This is a genomic window from Corallococcus sp. AB032C (genome assembly GCF_003668935.1).
GTDB classification, from domain to species: domain Bacteria; phylum Myxococcota; class Myxococcia; order Myxococcales; family Myxococcaceae; genus Corallococcus; species Corallococcus exiguus.
This window is the reverse complement of the sequence record NZ_RAWP01000145.1, coordinates 1-20,167: the sequence shown is the minus strand read 5'-3', so window position 1 is coordinate 20,167 and position 20,167 is coordinate 1. Positions and strand designations below refer to the sequence as shown.

The 20,167-nt window shown below is 71.2% G+C and carries 18 protein-coding genes; 4 read left to right on the top strand and 14 right to left on the bottom strand.

Features of this window, described 5'->3' with window-relative positions; translation table 11 throughout:
- Positions 1-64 precede the first annotated feature (64 nt).
- Positions 65-1,300, top strand: a complete 1,236-nt coding sequence (locus tag D7X99_RS37820; RefSeq protein WP_121781993.1) for a S1C family serine protease — start codon at positions 65-67, stop codon at positions 1,298-1,300.
- 151 nt (positions 1,301-1,451) lie between these two features.
- Entirely contained in the window at positions 1,452-1,724 is a 273-nt protein-coding gene (locus D7X99_RS37815; RefSeq protein ID WP_121781992.1) for a vegetative protein, read from the top strand.
- Between the two features lie 37 nt (positions 1,725-1,761).
- On the opposite strand, the gene D7X99_RS37810 is transcribed toward D7X99_RS37815, so the two are convergent.
- Positions 1,762-2,502, bottom strand: coding sequence for an RNA methyltransferase (locus D7X99_RS37810; RefSeq protein ID WP_121781991.1), 741 nt, complete (start codon positions 2,500-2,502; stop codon positions 1,762-1,764).
- Between the two features lie 51 nt (positions 2,503-2,553).
- Between D7X99_RS37810 and D7X99_RS37805 the strand changes: the two genes are divergently transcribed.
- Entirely contained in the window at positions 2,554-3,144 is a 591-nt protein-coding gene (locus D7X99_RS37805) for a hypothetical protein (RefSeq protein ID WP_120599042.1), read from the top strand.
- A 78-nt stretch (positions 3,145-3,222) separates the two neighbouring features.
- Positions 3,223-4,179 (top strand): phosphoribosylaminoimidazolesuccinocarboxamide synthase, encoded by a 957-nt coding sequence (locus D7X99_RS37800; protein WP_120575740.1) that lies wholly within the window; start codon positions 3,223-3,225, stop codon positions 4,177-4,179.
- A 27-nt stretch (positions 4,180-4,206) separates the two neighbouring features.
- Here D7X99_RS37800 and purB read toward each other — a convergent pair whose 3' ends face one another.
- The 13 genes from purB to infB all read right to left on the bottom strand — a co-directional run.
- Entirely contained in the window at positions 4,207-5,520 is a 1,314-nt protein-coding gene (gene purB, locus D7X99_RS37795; protein WP_121781990.1) for an adenylosuccinate lyase, read from the bottom strand.
- The gene (locus D7X99_RS37790) at positions 5,517-6,479 is read right to left on the bottom strand and encodes an ABC transporter substrate-binding protein (protein ID WP_121781989.1); all 963 of its coding nucleotides are present in this window, start codon (positions 6,477-6,479) and stop codon (positions 5,517-5,519) included. Before D7X99_RS37790 ends, purB begins: the two co-directional genes overlap by 4 nt.
- A complete protein-coding gene (locus D7X99_RS37785) occupies positions 6,476-9,580 on the bottom strand; it encodes an SUMF1/EgtB/PvdO family nonheme iron enzyme (RefSeq protein WP_121781988.1) in 3,105 nt (1,034 codons plus the stop codon). Before D7X99_RS37785 ends, D7X99_RS37790 begins: the two co-directional genes overlap by 4 nt.
- A gap of 113 nt (positions 9,581-9,693) precedes the next feature.
- On the bottom strand, positions 9,694-10,149 hold the full coding sequence (gene dut / locus D7X99_RS37780) for a dUTP diphosphatase (RefSeq protein WP_121781987.1): 456 nt from the start codon (positions 10,147-10,149) through the stop codon (positions 9,694-9,696).
- Positions 10,150-10,224: 75 nt separating this feature from the next.
- A complete protein-coding gene (locus D7X99_RS37775) occupies positions 10,225-11,235 on the bottom strand; it encodes a M23 family metallopeptidase (protein ID WP_121781986.1) in 1,011 nt (336 codons plus the stop codon).
- 11 nt (positions 11,236-11,246) lie between these two features.
- A complete protein-coding gene (locus tag D7X99_RS37770; protein WP_121781985.1) occupies positions 11,247-12,044 on the bottom strand; it encodes a hypothetical protein in 798 nt (265 codons plus the stop codon).
- Positions 12,045-12,318: 274 nt separating this feature from the next.
- A complete protein-coding gene (pnp, locus tag D7X99_RS37765) occupies positions 12,319-14,475 on the bottom strand; it encodes a polyribonucleotide nucleotidyltransferase (RefSeq protein WP_121781984.1) in 2,157 nt (718 codons plus the stop codon).
- A gap of 375 nt (positions 14,476-14,850) precedes the next feature.
- Positions 14,851-15,120 carry a 30S ribosomal protein S15 gene (gene rpsO, locus D7X99_RS37760; protein ID WP_120575731.1) on the bottom strand — a complete coding sequence of 90 codons (270 nt, stop codon included), beginning with the start codon at positions 15,118-15,120 and terminating at the stop codon, positions 14,851-14,853.
- 125 nt (positions 15,121-15,245) lie between these two features.
- Positions 15,246-15,575 (bottom strand): MoaD/ThiS family protein, encoded by a 330-nt coding sequence (locus D7X99_RS37755; RefSeq protein ID WP_121781983.1) that lies wholly within the window; start codon positions 15,573-15,575, stop codon positions 15,246-15,248.
- Positions 15,576-16,439, bottom strand: a complete 864-nt coding sequence (gene truB / locus D7X99_RS37750; protein WP_121781982.1) for a tRNA pseudouridine(55) synthase TruB — start codon at positions 16,437-16,439, stop codon at positions 15,576-15,578.
- 10 nt (positions 16,440-16,449) lie between these two features.
- Positions 16,450-16,809, bottom strand: coding sequence for a 30S ribosome-binding factor RbfA (gene rbfA, locus D7X99_RS37745; protein ID WP_120558419.1), 360 nt, complete (start codon positions 16,807-16,809; stop codon positions 16,450-16,452).
- Positions 16,806-17,414, bottom strand: coding sequence for a DUF503 domain-containing protein (locus D7X99_RS37740; protein ID WP_120575728.1), 609 nt, complete (start codon positions 17,412-17,414; stop codon positions 16,806-16,808). Before D7X99_RS37740 ends, rbfA begins: the two co-directional genes overlap by 4 nt.
- A gap of 120 nt (positions 17,415-17,534) precedes the next feature.
- Positions 17,535-20,167: translation initiation factor IF-2 (gene infB / locus D7X99_RS37735; protein ID WP_121781981.1), on the bottom strand; the 2,633-nt coding region annotated here is incomplete at its 5' end.

Below are 20,167 nucleotides of genomic sequence, written 5' to 3'. Positions count from 1 at the left end.
GCCCCACCCCGTGCCTAGCTTGCGCCGGGGCATTGGGTTGGACGGTGGTGGGAAGGCGGGGCCCATGGGTTGGTCGCGGTTCGGGGGCGGCATCAGGGTGGCGGTGCTGGCGTGCGCGCTGGGGACAGCGGGCAGCGCCGCGGCACGCCCCCCCGGAAAGTTGTGGCTGGAGGCGCAGAACCGCGCCGTCTCCCGGCAGCACTCCAACATCAGTGACGTGGCCCGCAAGGCGATGCCGGCCGTGGTGTCCATCACCACGCGACAGGACCTCGCGGAAGTGGCCCCTGGCGAGGAGCCCCAGCGCGGCATCGGCTCCGGGTTCATCATCCATCCGGACGGCTACATCCTCACCAGCGCGCACGTGGTGGACGGGGCCTCGGAGGTCACCATCTCCATCCGCAGCGCCAACGGCTACGTGGAGGAGTTCCCCGCCACGGTGGTGGGCGAGGACGAGCGCACGGACTGCGCGCTCCTCAAGGTGGACGCGCCCCGGAAGCTGCCGGTGCTGAAGCTCGCGTCCGCGTCCCACGTGGGCATCGCGGACTGGGTGGTCGTCATCGGCAACCCGTTCGGCCTGGCGCACTCCGTGACGGTGGGCGTGGTGAGCTACGTGGGCCGCACGGACGTGACGCCCAACGGCCGCGACGGCGACTTCGACTACCTGCAGATGGACGCCTCCATCAACCCGGGCAACTCCGGCGGGCCGGTGCTCGACTTGCACGGCGACGTGGTGGCGGTGGCCAACGCCGTCAACGTGTCCGGCCAGGGCATCGGGTTCGCCATCCCCATCGACATCGCGAAGACGGTGATTCCGCAGCTCAAGGCCCACGGGCGTATGCGCCGGGGGTGGATGGGCATCAGCGTGCAGGACTTCTCCCCGGAGGTGGCGCAGGCGTTCAACCTGAACCCGCGAGGCCGGGGCGTGGTGGTGACGGACGTGGTGGAGGACGGCCCCGCCGCCCGCGCGGGCCTGCGCACCGGGGACGTCATCCTGAACATGGACCGGCTGTCCGTGGCGCGGGCGCACACGCTGCGCTGGCAGGTGGCCGCGCGCGGCGTGGGCCAGAACATCCGGCTGCAGCTGCGCCGGCTGGGCCGCCCGCTGGCGGTCAAGGTGAAGCTGGAGGACCTGCCCCTGGTGGAGTCGCCGCCGTCCACGCTGGCCTCGGGAGGCACGCCGGGCGAGCGCACCGCCGGGGCCCGCTCCGTGCTGGAGGAGCTGCTCTCCCCGGTGCCGCGCACCCAATCCGGACGGTCCGGAGGCATTCCCAAGGCCGAGGACGGCCTGGCTGCCCCCTGACGGATGGGGCCTCCAGGGCCCTGGCGGGGCTCCAGGCTCCTTGCGTTCCGCGAAACCCGGCGATACACCGTCCGCCTTCACATCGTGGCGGATCCACCCCCAGGTGGCGTCACGGGTCTTCCAAGCATCGATTCGCAGGAGAGTCCGTACCATGGCCGAGGCCACCCAGACGACGAAGCCCACCCATTGGCCGCGCACCGCCAAGGGCAGCGGCAAGAAGGCGTGCACCGTGGAGGGCTGCAAGCGCCCCTACCGCGCCAAGAGCTACTGCTTCTTCCACTTCAAGAAGTGGCGCCAGGGCGAGCTGCCCCACACGCGCTACCGCGTGTGCTCCAAGCCGGAGTGCCGCGCCAAGGTCGGCCCCAAGGCCGGTCTGTGCGAGAAGCACTTCGCCGAGACCTACAAGAAGGAAGCGGCGGCCTAAGTCGCCCCGGCTGTTCGCGTGGCGCCGGCCCCCCGCCTCACTCGCGGGGAGTCCCCGGCGCCACCGCGCGGCCCAGATGCTTGAAGGCGTTGAGCCACAGCTCCGCCTCTCGCTGGGTCAGCCGCGCACGCATCAACGTCCGCTCCAGTTCGTGCAGCACGTGCTGCGGCGCCTCCGGGTTGAGGAAGTCCGCCGCCAGCATCGTCGCGAGCATGCGCCCGCTCAGTGCGTTGAGCGTCCCCAGCCGCGCGCCGGCCTCGTCCTCCTGAGGCAGCACGGGCGCTGACGTGAGCCCCTGCCGGTGGCAGAGGTACAGGAGCACCGCGGAGGACTGCGCCAGGTTCATGGACGGCTGCACGTCCGACGTGGGGATGACGAGCAGGTCCTGGCAGTGGGTGAGGTCCTCGTCGGACAGCCCGCGCTGCTCCCCGCCGAACAGGAGCGCCACCCGCCCCCGCGTGCTCTCCTCCGCCAGCCGCCGCGCCGCGTCCTCCGGCGTCAGGGGGGCGCGCTTCACCACCTGGGTGCGCGACGTGGTGCCCACCACGTACACGCAGTCCTCCAGGGCCTCCGCCAGGGTGGGTGTGACGCGCATGCCCGAAAGGATGTGGCCGCTCTTCACGGCCATCCGCTCCGCCAGGCTGAAGTCCTGGACCACGGGCTCCGAGAGGATGAGGCGCTCGAAACCGAAGTTCGCCATGACCCGGCAGACAGCACCGAGGTTGTCGGGTGAACGGGTCTGATGAAGGACGACAGTCAGCTCCGCACCTGGTCGCATGCACCGGAGTTTAGCTGGTGGTGCGTCGGCGTGATCGGTATATTCCCGTTGATGCGTCGCTGGGTCCCTGGCCTGCTCCTGTCGCTGTCCCTGCTCACCACCGCGTGTGATGGCACGGGTGCACCCGTGCGCTCCTCGCTCACGGCGCGGCAGGCGCTGAGCAGCTCGCCAGAGGTGGTGGAGTTCGAGTCCCCGTCCGTCCGCCTGGAGCTCTTCCGGGACATCGCGCGCCAGTCGGAGCAGCAGGCGGGGCAGTCCGCGCAGGGCGTGGCGCTCTTCCCCATCATCCAGGGCAACGAGTTCGTCGCGGCGCCGGGCTTCGAGCCCCGCGCGGACCTGCTCCAGCCGCCGGACGCGGGCAGCGGCCTCCAGTTCGTCTTCGACGCGCGGACGGGCGACCGTTGGCCGGAGGACCGGCGGGAGAGCCTGCAGGGCCTGTCGGAGCGCGAGGCCGCGGAGCTGGTGGCGCGCACGCTGCTGGCACTGTGGGGCATCCAGCCGGAGGGCGCGGTGCGGGTGGACCGGGCCGCGGGCGCGCCGTACGCGGTCGCCTACGTGGACGGCATCCTGCGCATCAACCCGGCGTTCCTCTACCTGGCAACGGCCTACGGTCCTGCTTCCATGACGGCGGGCCTCCAGTAGAGTCGCGCGCCTCATGAGCTGGCCCCGCTCCCGCCCCTTCCCGGCGGTCAGTGGCCGGGGCCGCGAGGCGCCTCCGACGTGAACACCTCCGCCCTCCACGCGCAACTCACCCACACGCTTCGCCAGACGGACCTGCCGTCGCTCGGCACGCCCTACAAGGGCAAGGTTCGCGACACGTACCGCAAGGGCGACACGCTCATCCTCGTGACGAGCGACCGCCTCTCCGCGTTCGACCACGTGCTCACCACCATCCCCTTCAAGGGCGAGGTGCTCAACCGGCTGGCGGCCTTCTGGTTCGACCGCACGAAGCACATCGTCCCCAACCACGTGCTGGACGTGCCGGACGCGAACGTCACCGTGGCGCGCGCCTGCCAGCCCTACTCCGTGGAGGTGGTGGTGCGCGGCTACCTGACGGGCAGCCTGTGGCGCGACTACGAGAAGGGCACGCACACCGCCTACGGGGTGCCCTTCGCGGAAGGGCTGCGCAAGGACAGCGCGTTCGAAGCGCCCATCCTCACGCCGTCCACCAAGGCCGAGTACGGCAAGCACGACGAGCCCATCTCCGAGGCGGAGATCCTCTCGCGTGGGCTGGCCACGCCGCGCGACTGGGCCCGCATCACGGAGGCCGCCCGGGGCCTGTTCCAGGAGGGCCAGAAGTGGGCGCGCACGCGCGGCCTCATCCTGGTGGATACGAAGTACGAGTTCGGGAAGGTGGGCGACGAGCTCTACGTCATCGACGAGATGCACACCCCGGACTCCAGCCGCTACTGGGTGGCGGACGAGTACGAGGCCCGCTTCGCCAAGGGCGAGGACCAGAAGATGTTGGACAAGGAGAACATCCGCCAGTGGCTCATCCGCGAGCGGAACTTCTCCGGCCACGGCGCGCTGCCCGCCATCCCGGACGACGTGCGCGTGGACCTGGCCACCAAGTACGTGGCCGCCTACGAGCGCATCACCGGCACGTCCCTGGTGCTGACGCCCGGGGACGTGCACGCGCGCATCGAAGAGCACCTGCGGGCGAAGGGCTACCTCTAGCCCCCTCGCCCGAGGCCGCGCGGCGCTTCAGCTGGCGCGGCCGAAGACGCGCTGGAACACCGCGTCCATCTGGCGCGTGTGGTAGCCCGGGGAGAAGCAGTCGGAGACCTCCTCGGGCGTCATCATCTTGAGCAGGTCCGCGTCGTTCAGCAGGGCCTGCCGGAAGTCCACGCCCTCCTCGAACATCCTCATCGCGTTGCGCTGGACGACGACGTACGCGGCCTGCCGGTCCATGCCCTTGCGCGCGAGTTCCAGCAGCAGGCGCTGCGAGTTCACCACGCCGCCCAAGAGGTCCAGGTTCTTCTTCATCTGCTCCGGGTAGACGCGCATGTTCTCCACCAGGCCCGCGAAGCGGTGGAGCATGAAGTCCAGCAGGATGGTGGCGTCCGGCCCAATCACGCGCTCCACGGACGAGTGCGAGATGTCCCGCTCGTGCCACAGCGCCACGTCCTCCATGGCGCTCACCGCGTAGCCGCGCAGCAGGCGCGCCAGGCCCGTGAGGTTCTCCGACAGGATGGGGTTGCGCTTGTGCGGCATGGCGCTGCTCCCCTTCTGTCCCGGCGTGAAGGGCTCCTCCGCCTCGCGCACCTCCGTGCGCTGGAGGTGGCGGATTTCGACGGCGAACTTCTCCAGGCTCGCGCCGACCAGGGCGATGGCGGTGAAGAACTCCGCGTGCCGGTCGCGCTGCACCACCTGGCTGGAGGCGGGCGCGGGCGTGAGGCCCAGCTTCTGGCAGACGTGCTCCTCCACCGACGGCGGCAGGTGCGCGAACGTGCCCACCGCGCCGGAAATCTTGCCCACGGCGATGGTGTCTCGCGCGTGCTGGAGGCGCGTGCGGCCCCGGCGCAGCTCGTCGTACCAGATGGCCAGCTTGTGCCCGAAGGTGATGGGCTCCGCGTGGATGCCGTGGCTGCGGCCCATCTGCAGCGTGTGCTTGTGCTCGAAGGCGCGCTTCTCCACCGCGGCCATCACGCGGTCCATGCCCTTCAGGAGCAGGTCCACGGAGTCGCGCAGGGTGAGGCCCAGCGACGTGTCCAGCACGTCCGAGGACGTCATGCCCAGGTGCAGCCAGCGCGCGCTGGGGCCCACGCGCTCCTCCACGAAGGTGAGGAAGGCGATGACGTCGTGCTTGGTGGTGCGCTCAATCTCCTCGATGCGCGCGGCGTCCGCTTCGGTGAAGTCACCGGCGCGGGCGAGGCAGTCCTCCAGCGCGTCCTTGGGGGCGAGGCCTTGCGCGACCATGCCCTCCAGCGCGGCGAGTTCCACGTCGCGCCAGCGGCGGTAGCGGGCGACGTCGGACCAGAGGGAGGCCATTTCGGGACGGCTGTAGCGTGGAATCACTCGTAGACCTTCACGGCAAAGTCCCGGCGCGCCGCGAACCGGAGCACTTCCAGCGCGACGTCACAGGACGGACCTGACTTCTTCGCGGCGGTGACGTTGAACGAGAGGTCCAGGCCTTCGGGCCGCGCCACCGCCAGCGCGCCGGGGTCGACCTTCTCGAGGATGATGCGATTCGCCAGCCTCCCCGCCTGCTGACCGAGCGCCAGCGGGGCCGGCGAGAGGGCCAGCGTCGCGCCCTCCTTCACCTGGCTGGCCGTGAGCGCCACCAGCGGCACCTTGCGAGAGGCGCTGAAGGCGATGAGCGCCTGGACGACGGAAGCGTTGCCCACGGTCTTGTCCGCAACCATCAAGAGGCCGTCCACCTTCCCCGCCGCGCCCTCCAGCACCTCGCCCACGCGCTCCTGCGCCTCCACGGCCAGCGGGACGATGGTGAGCCCCAGGCCAGCGCCAGCCGAGCGGGCCTGCGCCACCGCGCCCGCCGAGGAGCGCGGGTCATGCAGGATGCCCACGCGCTTGGCGCCGGGAGCCACGGCCTTGAGCGCGGCCAGCTCCGGCCCGAAGTCGCTGGTGAGCGCGATGCCGGTGACGTTGGAAGCCTCCAGGCCGTACTTCTCGTGGTACGGCACCATGGCGAAGAGCACCGGCACGTCCTCGCCCAGCGAGCGGCGCGCGGCGTTGGCGGCCAGCGGCCCCAGGGCGAGCACCAGCGCGGGCTTCTGCGCGGCCAGCGACTTGAAGACGCGCGCGGCCTCCGTGGGGCTCTCTTCCAGGGTCAGCTCGGTGACGTCCGCGCGGGCCTCGGACGTGAAGCCGGCGAGGAAGGAGGCGTACGGCGCCAGGCTCGAGGACTTCACGGCCACCACGCGGGGCCGGGCGGGACTTCGCGATGACGCCTGCGCGAGGGCGACGACGGGCAGGAGGAGCGTGAGGAGCGCGAGCCTCTGGAGCGTCGTCCTCACGGCGCGTTCTGGCAGCAGCGGAAGCCCACGTTCGCGGCCTTCAACGACGGAGCACCCCGGCGGCGCGCGGAGCACCGGGCGGTGTCGCCAGCCGTGTCGAAGGAACCGCCCTTGATGAGCAGCTCCTCGGAGTTGGGGTTGGAGTTGGGGGACTTGGAGGCGGTCCACTCGGCGACGTTGCCGGAGAGGTCCGCCACGCCGTAGCCGGAGTGGCAGGCCTGATGGGCTCCGGACTGCGCCAGGGTGCGCACCGAGGCCGCATCCGTCGTGCCGGTGTTGCAGGCCGTCTGGGCCTGCTCGTCACCGGAAGAGAAGCGCGCGTTGCCAGGGCCCTTGCAGGCCTTCTCCCACTCGTCCTCGTTGCACAGCCGCTTGCCGAGTCCTTCGCAGGCGGCCTTCGCGTCCAGCCACGTCGCGGAGACGCGGGGCTTGCGGCCGGCCTGGTTGGGGAACTCGTATTCGTCGACGCAGAACGATTCCACCATGGCGCTGGCCATGGGCATTTCGTCGGAGGAGCCGGACGCCTGCAGGTCCTCCGGAGACGAGCCCATCTTGAAGCTGCCGCCGCTCACCAGGCGCATGCCGGCCGGACAGGAGCCCGTGGCCAGGATGCCGTCCCCCGCGGCGGCGGTCCCGGGCATAGCGGGCGTGGGGCTGTTCTTCGCGGCCTGGGCCTGGCGCAGGCGCAGGTAGAGGTAGCCACCACCCGCGCCCAGCACGATGCCGGCCACCGCGAGGATGATCATCCACACCATCGAACTGGGGCCGGAGCGGGCCGGCTTCGCCTGCGTGGCCCGCGTCGTGGGAAGCGTGTGCAGGCCGGAGGTGGAAGGCGGCAGCCGGCGCGCCGAGGAGCGGACACCCGACACTTCCGGCGGGGGTTCGCCCTTGCGCGAGCGGCCACCCGTGGAGTTCTCGCCGTGAACACCAGAAGCGCGGACCGCGCCCTGGGCCGCCGAGGCTCGCGGGGCGCGGGGACCCGAGGGCTCCGAGCCGCGCGAGTTCACCGAAGACACCGCGCCCGAGGCCCGAGGGTTGCGGCCACCGCGGCTGGAGGAACGGGACTCCGAGGGTTCGTCGTCGTCGGAGCTCCGGCCGGGCCGTGACTCCGTGGCGGATGCATCCGCGTTGCGATTGCTGGACCGGCTGTCGGAGGACGCCTCACCACCGCGACCGGAGCGTCCGCCGCCCGCCGAGGACTCACCGCGACCGGAGCGCTCGTCGCTCAAGGCGGCTTCACCGCGGCCGTTGGAGCGCGCGTCGCCAGCGGAGGCCTCGCCACGGCCGTTGGAGCGCGCGTCGCCAGCGGCAGCTTCGCCACGGCCGTTGGAGCGGCCCTCGCCCGCTGCAGCTTCACCGCGACCGTTGGACCCGAGGTTGCCCGAGGAGGACTCGCCGCGACCGGAGCGCCCGTCACTGGACGATTCGCCGCGACCCGAGCGCCCGTCACTGGACGATTCGCCGCGACCCGAGCGTCCATCGCCGGACGAGGCTTCACCGCGACCGGAGCGCCCTTCGCTGGACGCTTCACCCCGACCGTTGGAGCGAAGGTCGCCCGACGAGGCTTCGCCCCGACCATTGGAGCGGACATCGCTGGAAGAGGACTCGCCGCCTCCACGGGCCGAGGACCGCGCCTCGGACGCGCCCTCCGCGGAGCGGGCGCCGCGAGGATCCGCCGGGAACGACGGCTCCTCCGCCTTCGCGAAGATGCGCATCACAGGCTCGGCGGCCTTGGCCGGAGCCGCGCGCGGTTCATCCGCCGGGCGCGTGGCCGCACGGACCTCCTGCTGCGTCGCCGCGTCGGGAACCTGCCCCAGGAGCCGGGGGTCCTGCGCCGCCGCCTCCGCACCCTTGCGGCCCGCCGGCTCCACCGCGCGCATCTCCTGCATCGTCGCCGCGTCGGACACGGAGCGCGCTTCCGGCCCCGTGATGTAGTCCAGCGCCTGCGCGTTCGAACCCAGGATGGCCGCCAGCGTCGCCGCGTCCAGCGGCTGCGTCGCATCCGGCGGAGGCGAGTCGTCCACCGCCGGAATCGGAGCGGCCGGAGTGGGCGCGCTCGCCACCGGCATCATGCCCGTGGGCACCGGCGGCAGCGGCTTGTTCGCCGCGCGCGCGGCCACCGCGGACGGCGGCAGTGCGCCCGACGCGGGCATCGCGCGCTGCCTCGACGCCGCGGCCGGGTGCCGATGCACCAGCGCCGCGAACTCCGCGTGCAGATCACCGCCCGACTTCGGACGGGCCAGCGGGTTCACGTTGAGCGCGCGCCGGTAGAGGGACTCGAACGCGGGCGGCAGGTCCGGATGCCGCACCGACACCTCGGGAACTCCGCCGTCCTCCGGCAGGAGGCCCGTCACCATCTCCCCCATCAACACGCCCAGCGAGTACACGTCCATGCGCGTGTCCAGCTCCGCGCCATTCACGTACTCAGGGGCGATGTACGCCGCCGCCCGGTGCCCCTTCTGCGCCTGCACGAAGGGCAGGTGCGGCACCGCGAGCCCCAGCCCGTAGTCCGACACCTTCAACATGTCCGGCAGGACGAAGACGTTCTCCGGCTTCACGTCCGAGTGCGGCCCGAAGCGGTGCGCCCCGTCCAGCGCCGCCGCCATCTGCGCCAGCAGCGGCTCCACTTCCTTCAGCGTGAACAGCTGCCCCTTCGCCGCGCGCTGCTCCATCATCCGGCGCAGCGAGAGCCCTTCCAGCAGCTGCATGGTGAAGAAGGGCCGGTCCCCGTCCACGCCCTCCTCGTACACGCGCACCAGGTTGGGGTGGTTGAGCTTCTTGCCCACCCGCATGGACAGCGCGAACTGCGTGCGCTCCTCCGGCTGCTGCACCAGCCGGGGCTGGATGACCTTCAGCGCCACCTCCACGTCGATGGCCTGGTCCTGCGCGCGGAAGACGAAGCCCAGAGGCCCCGCCCCTACGACTTCCTGGATGGCGTAACGGTCCGCGACGACGTCGCCCGGCTTGTACGGCGCGCCTTCCGTGCCTCGCTTGCGCGCCGCCCCCGCTGCCTGACGCGCGGCCGCGTCGAACTTCTGGCCACACGTGGCGCAGGTTTCACTCGTATCGGGGACATGGCTGCCGCAGCGGTAGCAGAGCAAAGCAGTGAAACTCCGGAACGGGGCCGCGGGGGGGCGGCCTCCCCGGTGGACGGCCGGGGGGCTCCATTCTGCCCGCTCCGAGGCCGTTGAGGAACGACGTTGCGCGCCGGGCCCTAGCGGCCGGTGGACCCGAAACCTCCGTCCCCCCGGGAAGTCACCTCCAGCACCTCCACCTCCCGCAGGGCCGTGGCCGTCACGGGGGCCACCACCAGCTGGGCCACCCGGTCGCCCCGACGCAGGGTGAAGGGGGTGTTGGACAGGTTCACGAGCAGCACCTGCACCTCCCCCCGGTAGTCCGCGTCCACCGTCCCGGGGGAGTTGAGGCACGTCACCCCGTGCCGGAGCGCCAGCCCCGAGCGGGGCCGCACCTGCCCCTCGAAGCCCGCCGGGAGCGCGAAGGCCAGCCCGGTCGGCACCGCCAACCGTTCCAGGGGCTGGAGCACCCGCTCCCCGTCGATGTCCGCCCGAAGGTCCAGCCCGGCGGCCAGCTCCGTCTCATGGCGCGGCAGGGGCAGCGGGTCCGGATGCGAGCGCACCCGGCGCACGGGGACGGTCAGCGTGGGGTCCATGCCCCCCGCCGTAACACGCACCCCGGCCCCCCTCTACTTCCTGGCGGCGACGTCACGGGTCGTGTGGCCGGCCTGTCACAGCTCGGTCGCGCCGTCCGCCATGCGCAGCGCGGTGCGGAACCCGAACGGGTCCACCGGCCGAGCGGCCAGCTCCAGTTGGTAGTGCAGGTGCGGCCCGGTGGACCGGCCCGTGCTGCCCGACAGCGCGATGGCCTCCCCCTTCTCCACCCGCGTGCCCGCCTGCACCAGCAGCTCCGAGTTGTGACAGTACGCCGTCGTCACACCCCGCCCGTGGTCCAGCACCAGCACGCGGCCGTTGACGGAGTCCTCGCTCGCGCGGCGCACCACGCCCGCGGCCACCGCGGTCACCGTCGTGCCCGAGCGCACCGCCAGGTCCACTCCCGTGTGCATCCGGCGCGTGCGCAGCGTGGGGTGGACGCGGTAGCCGAAGGGGCTCGTCACCGGGGCGCTCTCCGACACCGGCCACCCGAGCATCAGCGCCGTGGACAGCGCCAGCGCCTGCGCGGCGCCCACGGAGGAGCCCTCGAAGCCCGGGGGCAGCTGCTTCGCCAGGCGCTCCAGGCTGAGCGCCCCCCCCTCCGCGTCCACCCGCTCCAGCGCGAAGCGCGCGGGCACCCGCCCGGCGAACACCGCCGTCACCCGCGCCTCCTCCGACGGGAAGTCCATGGCGAGCGCGTCCAGCAGCCGCCGCGTCGCCGCCGGGCCCTTCGCGGGATCCACCAGCGTCTCCGGAGCGATGCCCAGCTCACGAGCCAGCGCGAGCGAGGGCTCGCGGGCCTTCGGCTCCAGGGCCTTCAGCGCCGCGTGCGTCCCCCACGCCAGCGCCTCCGCGCTCGTGGGCACGCGGGTGAGCAGCGCGGCGGGCAGCGAGTCCGGCACGGGCACGGCCGTCCCGCTCACTCCGTCGTAGTACGCGAGCAGCGGCCGGGCCGTGGTGCGCGTGTTGAAGGCCCAGGCGCCAGCGCGACGCAAGAGCGCGCCCGCGGGCGTGTGGTGGTACGCGCACCAGACGCAGAGCAGCGCGAAGGTGAAGTCCAAGAGTCCCCGGGCGCGTCGAGCGAACATGCGTCAGGGCCTCAGCGAAGGAAGGACAGCACCGGAGCCGCGTCCCAAGCCGCCGCCAATCCCAAGGGCGCCACCACGAGGCAGCCCAAGAGCCCGCGAGTCCACGCCCGCCGCGAGCCCACCGCCTCACACGCAGCGTCCGCGTGCTGGAGGTTGCGCAGCACCGCACGCCAGCCCAGCGACACGCTCACCCCGAGAAGCGCCGCCACCGCCAGCCCCCGGGCCGCCCAGTCCGAGGCCACGTCGCCGAACAGCGGCCGCCACGACAGGTACACCGTGCCCTGGACGAGCCGCGCCACCGTGCACGCCCCCGCGAGCACCACGCCCGCGGTGGCCAGCGGCCGCACCCACCGCATCGGAGTGGGCCGCCGCAGACAGCGCCGCAGCAGCGCCTTCCACGACGAGGCCTCCGAAGCGGACGCCGTCACCGGACGCCAGGGGTCCACGGGCCGGGCGGCGGCGGTCTCGCGATAGCCGAGCGCCGGGAGCGCCAGGAGCAGGTCCGCCGCCAGCTCCCAGGCCAGAGCCAGGCCCCGAGCCAGCCGGGTGCGCGTCTCCAGCGACACCCAATCCACCATGGAAGCGAGCGCGGGGAACTGGCCCACCCACGCATCGAACGCGGAGTCCAACCGGTCCACCGCCGTGAGCAACCGGTCATCCAGCGTGTCCGCCGCAGCGTGCACGCCCACCGCGACCAGCGCGAGCAGGCCCAGCGGCATGAATGCCCAGCGGAACGCCCCCAGGAACCGGGACACGTCCGTGAGGAAGCTGCTCGAAGGCTCCGAGGAGCTGGATGGGTGGACCGGCATGCAGCGCCTCCAGGGCGGTCCCCCATCAACGCGGGAGGCCCTCCCGGGGTTTTAAGCCTCCACCCTGCCAGGACGAAAACACCGCCGGCTCCCGCCTCGGGCGCGCCAAACCTGTCCGACAGTCGGACAGGTTCGAGCCATGCGCCGCCGCCGGGTGGAGAGCCCCCAACCCCGCAATGACAACGCCCCGCCCCTTCGCGCCCGGAGGCGGGAGGAGACGGGGCGTTTCCGGTCGCGGCCTTCCTCACGGAGGGCCGCTACACGGGGGCCGGCTTCAGGCCTTCGCGTCCGGCGTCGGGGCGGCCGGGGCGGCCGCGGCCGGGGGCGTGCCCTGCGCGGCGGTGCGCTCGGCCATGGCCTCCTTGCGCGACAGGCGGATCTTGCCCGTCCTGTCGATGCTGACGACCTTCACCAGCACCTCGTCGCCCTCGCTCAGCACGTCCGACACGCTCTTCACGCGCTTGTCGGACAGCTCGGAGATGTGGATGAGGCCGTCGGTGCCCGGGAACAGCTCCACGAAGGCGCCGAACTCGGCGATCTTCCGGACGGTGCCCGTGTAGATCTTCCCGATCTCCGCCTCGCGGGTGAGCGCCTGGATCATCGCGATGGCCGCCTTCACCGCCTCGCCGTTCGCGCTGGCGATGTCCACGCGGCCGGTGTCCTCGATGTTGATGGCCGCGCCCGTGCGCGCGATGATGTCCTTGATCACCTTGCCGCCCGGCCCGATGACGTTCTTGATGAACTCCGGCCGGATCTGGATGGTGGTGATGCGCGGCGCGAACTGGCTGATCTCCTTGCGAGGCGCGTTCAGCGTCTTCGCCATCTCCGCCAGGATGTGCACGCGGCCCTGACGCGCCTGCTCCAGCGCGCGGCTCATGATCTCCGTGGTGAGGCCGGTGATCTTGATGTCCATCTGGATGGACGTGATGCCATTGGACGTGCCGCAGACCTTGAAGTCCATGTCGCCCAGGTGGTCCTCGTCACCCAGGATGTCGGACAGGATGGCGATCTTCTCACCCTCCTTCACCAGGCCCATGGCGATGCCCGCCACCGGCGACTTGATGGGAACGCCCGCGTCCATCAGCGCCAGCGTGCCACCGCACACGGAGGCCATGGACGAAGAGCCGTTGGACTCGAGGATCTCCGACACCAGACGCACGGTGTACGGGAACGAGTCGCTGGCCGGAATCATGTTGCGAAGCGCGCGCTCCGCCAGGGCGCCGTGACCGACCTCGCGACGGCCGGGGCCGCGCAGGGGCTTGGTCTCGTTCACGCTGAACGGCGGGAAGTTGTAGTGCAGCATGAAGCGCTTGAAGGCCTGGCCGCTGAGCAGCTCCAGCCGCTGCTCGTCCTCGCTGGTGCCCAGCGTGGCGACCACGAGCGCCTGCGTCTCGCCGCGGGTGAACACCGCGCTGCCGTGCGTGCGGGGCAGCACGCCCACCTCGTTGGTGATGGAGCGCACCACGTTGTGCGGACGGTCACCGATGCGGCCACCGTTCACGGTGAGCTCACGCATGTGGTCGTACTTCAGGTCCTCGATGACCTGCTTGGCGTGCTTCTCCACCTGCGGGGTGAACTCCGCGCCCAGCTTCTCCTTGAGCGCCGCGACCGCCGCCTTCTTCGTCTTGGAGAGCGCCTCGTAGCGCGCGCCCTTCTCCTTGATGGCGTAGCCGGCCTTCACGCCCTCCAGCGCCAGCTCGCGGACCTGGTTGCGCAGGCCCTCGTCGATGGTGGCGGGCTTGTCGTAGGAGCGGACCTGCTTCTTCAGCTCCGTGCGCAGCTGGTCCTGGATGTCCAGCGCGGGCTGGGCGTTCTGACGGCCGAACTCCAGCGCCGCCACCATGTCCGCCTCGCTGACCTCTTCCGCGCCACCCTCCACCATCACGATGGCCTCGCGGCTCACCGCCATGACGAGGTCCAGGTCGCTCTGCTCGCGCTGCTTGGCGGTGGGGTTGGCCACGAACTGACCACCCACGCGGCCCACGCGGATGCCCGCGATGGGGCCGTTGAACGGGATGTCAGACACCCACAGCGCCGCGGAGGCGCCGGTGATGCCGTGGATGTCACCCTCGTTCTCCGGGTCCGCGGAGATGACGGACGAGATGACCTGCGTCTCGTAGGCGTAGCCTTCTGGGAACAGCGGACGGAGGGAGCGGTCCACCACGCGGGAGGCCAGCGTCTCCTTCTCCGTGAGGCGGCCCTCGCGCTTGAAGTAGCTGCCCGGGATGCGGCCCGCCGAGTACAGCTTCTCCTGGTACTCCACCGTGAGGGGCAGGAAGTCGATGTCCTTCTTCTCCCGCGCGCTCACCGCGGTGACGAGCAGCATGGTGTCGCCGTAGCGGACCACCACGGAACCGTCGGCCTGCTTGGCCAGGCGGCCCGTCTCGATGCTCAGCTCGTTCTCACCAATCTTGACGCTCTTCTTCAACATGTCGTGTGGCCTCTGTGCCTGCTTCGCGTGCGAGGACCCTTGCCAGCCGCGGCCCGCCCACGTGCGTGGGGCAGGAGCCGCCCGGAAGGGGCCCTCTGGGATTGAGCGGTCGCCAGGGCCTGAAGCAGGCACATGCCAGACGAACGCTGCCTGTACTGCGGAAACGGGCTCCGTTGCGGAGCGCCGGAGGGATGGACCAGACCTCTTGATCCCTGATCACACCCGCCCACCCGTGACTTCCGGGTCGGCCGGTCTGAACGGAAACCAAAAGAGCCCGCCTCCACCTCTCCCTCGCCCACTCCTTCGCCGTGAAACGTGCTGCCCAAATGCATGGGGCGCTGGTGGTGTGCCAGCGCCCCGGGTGCTGCTCGAGGACTACTTGCGGATGCCGAGACCCTCGATGAGCTTCTTGTAGCGCGCCACGTCCTTGGACTTGAGGTAGTCCAGCATGCGGCGGCGCTGACCGACCAGCTTCAGCAGACCGCGGCGGGAGTGGTGGTCCTTCTTGTGGGTCTTGAAGTGCTCGGTGAGCATGTTGATGCGCTCGGACAGCAGCGCCACCTGCACCTCGGGCGAGCCGGTGTCGGACTCGTGGGTGCGGTACTTCGTGACCAGCTCGCTCTTGCGTTCCTGATGCAACGACATGGGCTTCTTCCTGAATCCCGCTCCGGGGTGACCGCTCGTGCCGCCTGGGTCCGCGGAGGGGTACAGACCCGGCCTCATGGTCCTTCTAACGAGCGGGCCGCTTATAAGCTTCACCCCCTGGGGGGTCAACCTTCGCCGACGGTCCGTCCGCCCTTGGGGGGCCGGGACAGTGCGAAGACGTACAACCGGCAACCGCCCGGAATTCCGCCTCCGCCTGGGGAGAGCTCCCGGGCCGAGGCCTCATCCATGGCCACGTGCAGGTACGGCCCCGCCGCCTCGCCACCATCGCCCGCCAACAACTGACGTGTACGGGGATACAAGCGCAGGAGCGCCTCCACCACGTCGCCGATGCCCGCCGTCGCGGGTACGCCCAGGGACAGCTCGCGCCGCCCGTCGAAGGCGCCGCGAAGGCCCGGGGCCACGCTCACGGTGATGTCATGGGTGCGGGTGGCCACTCAGTTGAACACCCGCTGGTAGCGCAGCCGTCCGCCCACCACTTCCGCCATGGCGAGCAGCGCGTCATCCGGGCCCAGCACCCGCACCCGGCCGGGCACGGGAGCAACCTCCACGGGGACGCCGTGCAACACCCTCCGGGCCTCGTCCGCGTTCACCCGGACCGCCGGCAGGTCCGTCAGCGCGTCCGCCAGCGACACCAGCCGCCCGGCCACCGCCTCGCGAGACAGGGACGCCAGGTCCCCCAGGGGCAGCGCGCGCGCCAGGGTGAAGGGGCCGCTCATCGTGCGCCGGAGCGCCTCCAGGTGCGCCCCGCAGCCCAGCGCGCGGCCCAGGTCGTACGCCAGCGTGCGCACGTAGAACCCCTTGGTGCACCGCACCGACAGGGTCAGCCGGTCCGCGGAGAAGTCGCGCAGCACCAGCTCGTGCACGGTGACGCTGCGGCTGGCCCGCTCCACCTCTTCCCCGGCGCGCGCCAGCTCGTAGAGCCGCTTCCCGGCCACCTTCACCGCCGAGTACATGGGCGGCACCTGGTCGAACGTGCCCCGGAACCGGGCGAGCGCCGCCTCCAGCAGCGGGGCCGTCAGCGGGGGCACCGGGGCCTGCGCCGTGGGCTTGCCCTGGGCGTCCTGGGTGTCCGTCTCGACGCCCAGCCGCACCACGGCGTCGTAGGCCTTGTCGCCCTCCGTGATGATGCCGGCGACCTTGGTGGCCTCTCCCAGGCACACCGGCAGCACGCCGGTGGCCATGGGGTCCAGCGTGCCCGTGTGGCCCGCCTTCTTCACCTTCAGCAGGCCGCGCACCTGCCGGACCACGTCGAAGGACGTGGGGCCCAGGGGCTTGTCGATGACGAGAACGCCGTCCATGAAGCGGGGCCTACCAGCCTTCCTTGCCGCGCACCTCGCGCAGGAGCCGGTCGATCTTATCGCCCTCGCCCACGGACGCGTCGAAGGCGAAGAAGATTTCCGGCGACACGCGCAGGTTGACCGCGGACGTCACCTCGCGGCGCACGAAGCCCTTGGCCGCTTCCAGGCCCTTCTGCGTGTCCGCCTTCTCCTGGTCCGTGCCCAGCATCGAATAGAAGACCTTCGCCACCCGCAGGTCCGGCGACACCTTCACGCCGGTGATGGTGATGAAGCCGATGCGCGGGTCGCGCAATTCTCCGCGCGTCAGCAGGGCTCCGATGGCCGCCTGGATTTCCTGCCCCACGCGCTCGGGTCGTGAATGCGTCGTCATTTCTTCTCCCAATCTCGCGGGTTGCGCAGCGCCCGGGCCTTGGCCCGCGCGTCGTCCAGATTCAGCGTTCCACCCTCACCCGTGGGTCGTGAAGTCCCGGGCCCGGGGCCCGCGCCCTCGTGCCGCTGCTCCCACGAACCCAGCCCCTCCGCCTCCGCCAGCGAGCGGTCGCTGCGCAGGAAGCGGGCAATCGCCGCCTCCGAGTGCGAGTTCGCGTCCTCGGGAGACAGGTGGGCGTCCTCGTCCTCCAGCTCCGGCACCTTCGCCGGGGCACGGAAGGCGCCAGCCACCGGCCCCTTGTCCGAATAGAGCGTGTCCCCGAAGGCGACGATCTCCGTCTCCCGGGCCATCAGCGGCGCGACGTACATCTCTTCGATGAAGTGGATGATCTTCTCCAGCTGCTCATCCACGTGCCCGCGCGCGTTGCCCACCACGGCCAGGGCCACCGACGCCTTCTGCCAGAGGTCCTGGTCGTCCACCTCCGCGACGGCCACGTTGAAGCGGGCCTTCACCCGGTCCGTCACCCGGCGGAGCACCTGCCGCTTGGACTTCAGCGAGGCGCTCTCCGGAATCTGGAGGGTGAGGCGTGCGACTCCGACGAACATAGAGGTCCCCCAGGCCAACGGCCGCCGGGCGCGTCATCCACGCCCAGGCGCCGTCGCGTCGTCCATCCCCCGGGAAAGGTGGGGCCTTCCCCGGGGTCCGTCGAGTGCGCCTCTCCAGGACTACGAGAGGCTCTGCCGGGTCTCCTCGATCTCGTAGGCCTCGATGATGTCGCCGGCCTTGAGGTCGTTGAAGTTCTCGATGCCGATACCGCACTCGAAGCCCTGCGCGACTTCCTTCACGTCATCCTTGAAGCGGCGCAGCGACGCCATCTTCCCGGAGAAGAGCTGCTTGTTCTCGCGCATGAGGCGCACGAACGAGCCGCGCTTCATCACGCCGTCCAGGACGGCCGCGCCGGCGATGGTGCCCAGCTTCGGCACGTTGAAGGTGTTGCGCACCTCCGCACGGCCCAGCTTGCGCTCGGTGCGGATGGGCTCCAGGAGGCCCTCCATCTCCAAGCGAACCCCGTCGATGAGCTCGTAGATGATGGAGTAGCTCTGCAGCGTCACCTGCTGCGCCTTGGCCGCGGCCTCCGAGCCCGACTCCGGCTTCACGTTGAAGCCCAGCACGACGCCCTTGGAGGCGGCGGCGCGCATGACGTCGGTCTCCGTGATGGCGCCCACGCCCGCGTCGATGATGACCACCCGCACCTTGTGCGTGGTGAGCTTGTCCACCGCCTGGCGCACGGCCTCCGCCGAGCCCTGCACGTCCGCCTTGATGATGACGCGCAGCTCCTTGGGACCGCCGCCCGCCTTCGTCTTGGCGAAGAGCTGCTCCAGGGACTCGCGGCTGACCTTGCCGAGCTCCGTCTGCCGCTCCTTCATGCCGCGGTGGTCGGCGATCTGCTTGGCCGCCTTCTCGTCGGAGACGACGTTGATGGCGTCACCCGCGGTGGGCACGCCGGACAGGCCGACGACCTCCGCGCAGTAGCCCGGCTTCACTTCCTTCACCGCCTCGCCGCGGCTGTTGTTCATGGCGCGGACGCGGCCGTAGTGCGTGCCGGTGACGATGGCGTCGCCCAGCTTGAGCGTGCCCTCCTGCACCAGCACCGTGGCCACGGGTCCGCGGCCACGCTCCAGCTTCGCTTCCACGACGGCGCCCACGGACGGACGGGAGGGATTCGCCGTCAGCTCGAGGACTTCCGCCTGCAGCGCCAGGTTCTCCAGGAGGAGATCCAGGTTCATCTTCGTCTTCGCGGAGACGGGCACCATGATGGTGTCGCCGCCCCACTCTTCCGGCACCAGCTCCTGGCTCGCGAGGTCCTTCTTCACGCGGTCGGGGTTGGCGCCCGGGACGTCCATCTTGTTGATGGCGACGACGATGGGCACTTCCGCCAGCTTGGCGTGCTTGATGGCCTCGATGGTCTGGGGCATCACGCCGTCGTCCGCGGCCACCACCAGCACCACGATGTCCGTCACGTTGGCGCCACGGGCGCGCATGGACGTGAAGGCCTCGTGGCCCGGGGTGTCCAGGAACGTGACGTCTCCGCGCGCGGTGGACACGCTGTACGCGCCGATGTGCTGGGTGATGCCGCCCGCCTCGCCCGAGGCCACGCTGGCCTGGCGGATGGCGTCCAGGAGGCTCGTCTTGCCGTGGTCGACGTGGCCCATGATGGTGACCACCGGCGGACGGGGACGCTCGTCCTCGGCCTTGGCCGCGACCTCCGGCAGGTAGTCCTCCACCTCGAAGCCGACGCGCTCCACCTTCCAGTGGTAGTCGGTGGCGATGAGCTCCGCGGTGTCGGCGTCCAGGATCTGGTTCGCCGTGGCCATCTTCTGCATGGCCATCAGCTTCTTGATGAGCTCCGAGGTGCGGATACCCATGCGCTGACCCAGGTCGGAGACGCTGATGCCCTCCTGGAGCTTGATGACCTTCTTCTCCTCGGCCATCTGGGTGATCTGCGTCTTGGCGCCCTTCTTCGTGGGCTTGCGCTTCTTGCCGCGGACGGGGATCTGGATGCGGCCCCAGACCATGTCCGACAGCTCCTGCTTGGACACGCTGGTCGTCTCAGGACCCGTGCGCTTGCGCTGGCCACGCTCCTTGTTCTTGGAGACGTCCACCAGCTCGCGGCCGCGACCCAGGTGATCCGGGACGACCTTGTACTCGCGCTTCTCCGTGCCCAGCGCCGTGCGGCCCGGGGCCATGGGGTACTGCTTGGCCTGGGTCGTGGTGGGCGTGACGCGGCGGACCTGGATGAGCGGGCGCGAAATCACCACGGCCTGGGTGGCCGTGGGGCGCGCCTGGGCACCCGGCGTGGGCGCGACCTGGGCGTGCGGGACGCCGCCGACCATGATGGTCGGGCCGGTCGGCTGCACCGGGGCACCCGTGCCGGCCGTGGGCGGCGAGGACGGACGCACCGGCCCCATCTGGCCCGGACGCGCCTGCATGGGCGCTCCCGGACGGTTCATGGGCGGCCCACCCGGACGGCCCTGCATGGGCGCGCCAGGACGGCTGCCAGGACCACCCGGACCACCCGGACGGCTGCCGGGACCACCCGGACCACCCGGACGGCTGCCCGGCGGCCCACCAGGGCGCCCGCCCGTGGAACCCGGACGCTGCACGTAACCGGGACCTCGGGAGATGACCGTCGCGGACGTCGACGTGGAAGAAGGCGTCCGTGCGGTGGGCGGGACCGGCGAGCGCGTAGGGGGGTTGGGCAAGCGGGGACTCTCCTGCGTAGGACTGCGCGGTGTCGCCGTGGCCGGGGTCGGCTCGGCGGCCCGGGGCGTCTCCACCACGGCCGCGGGAGGCGGGG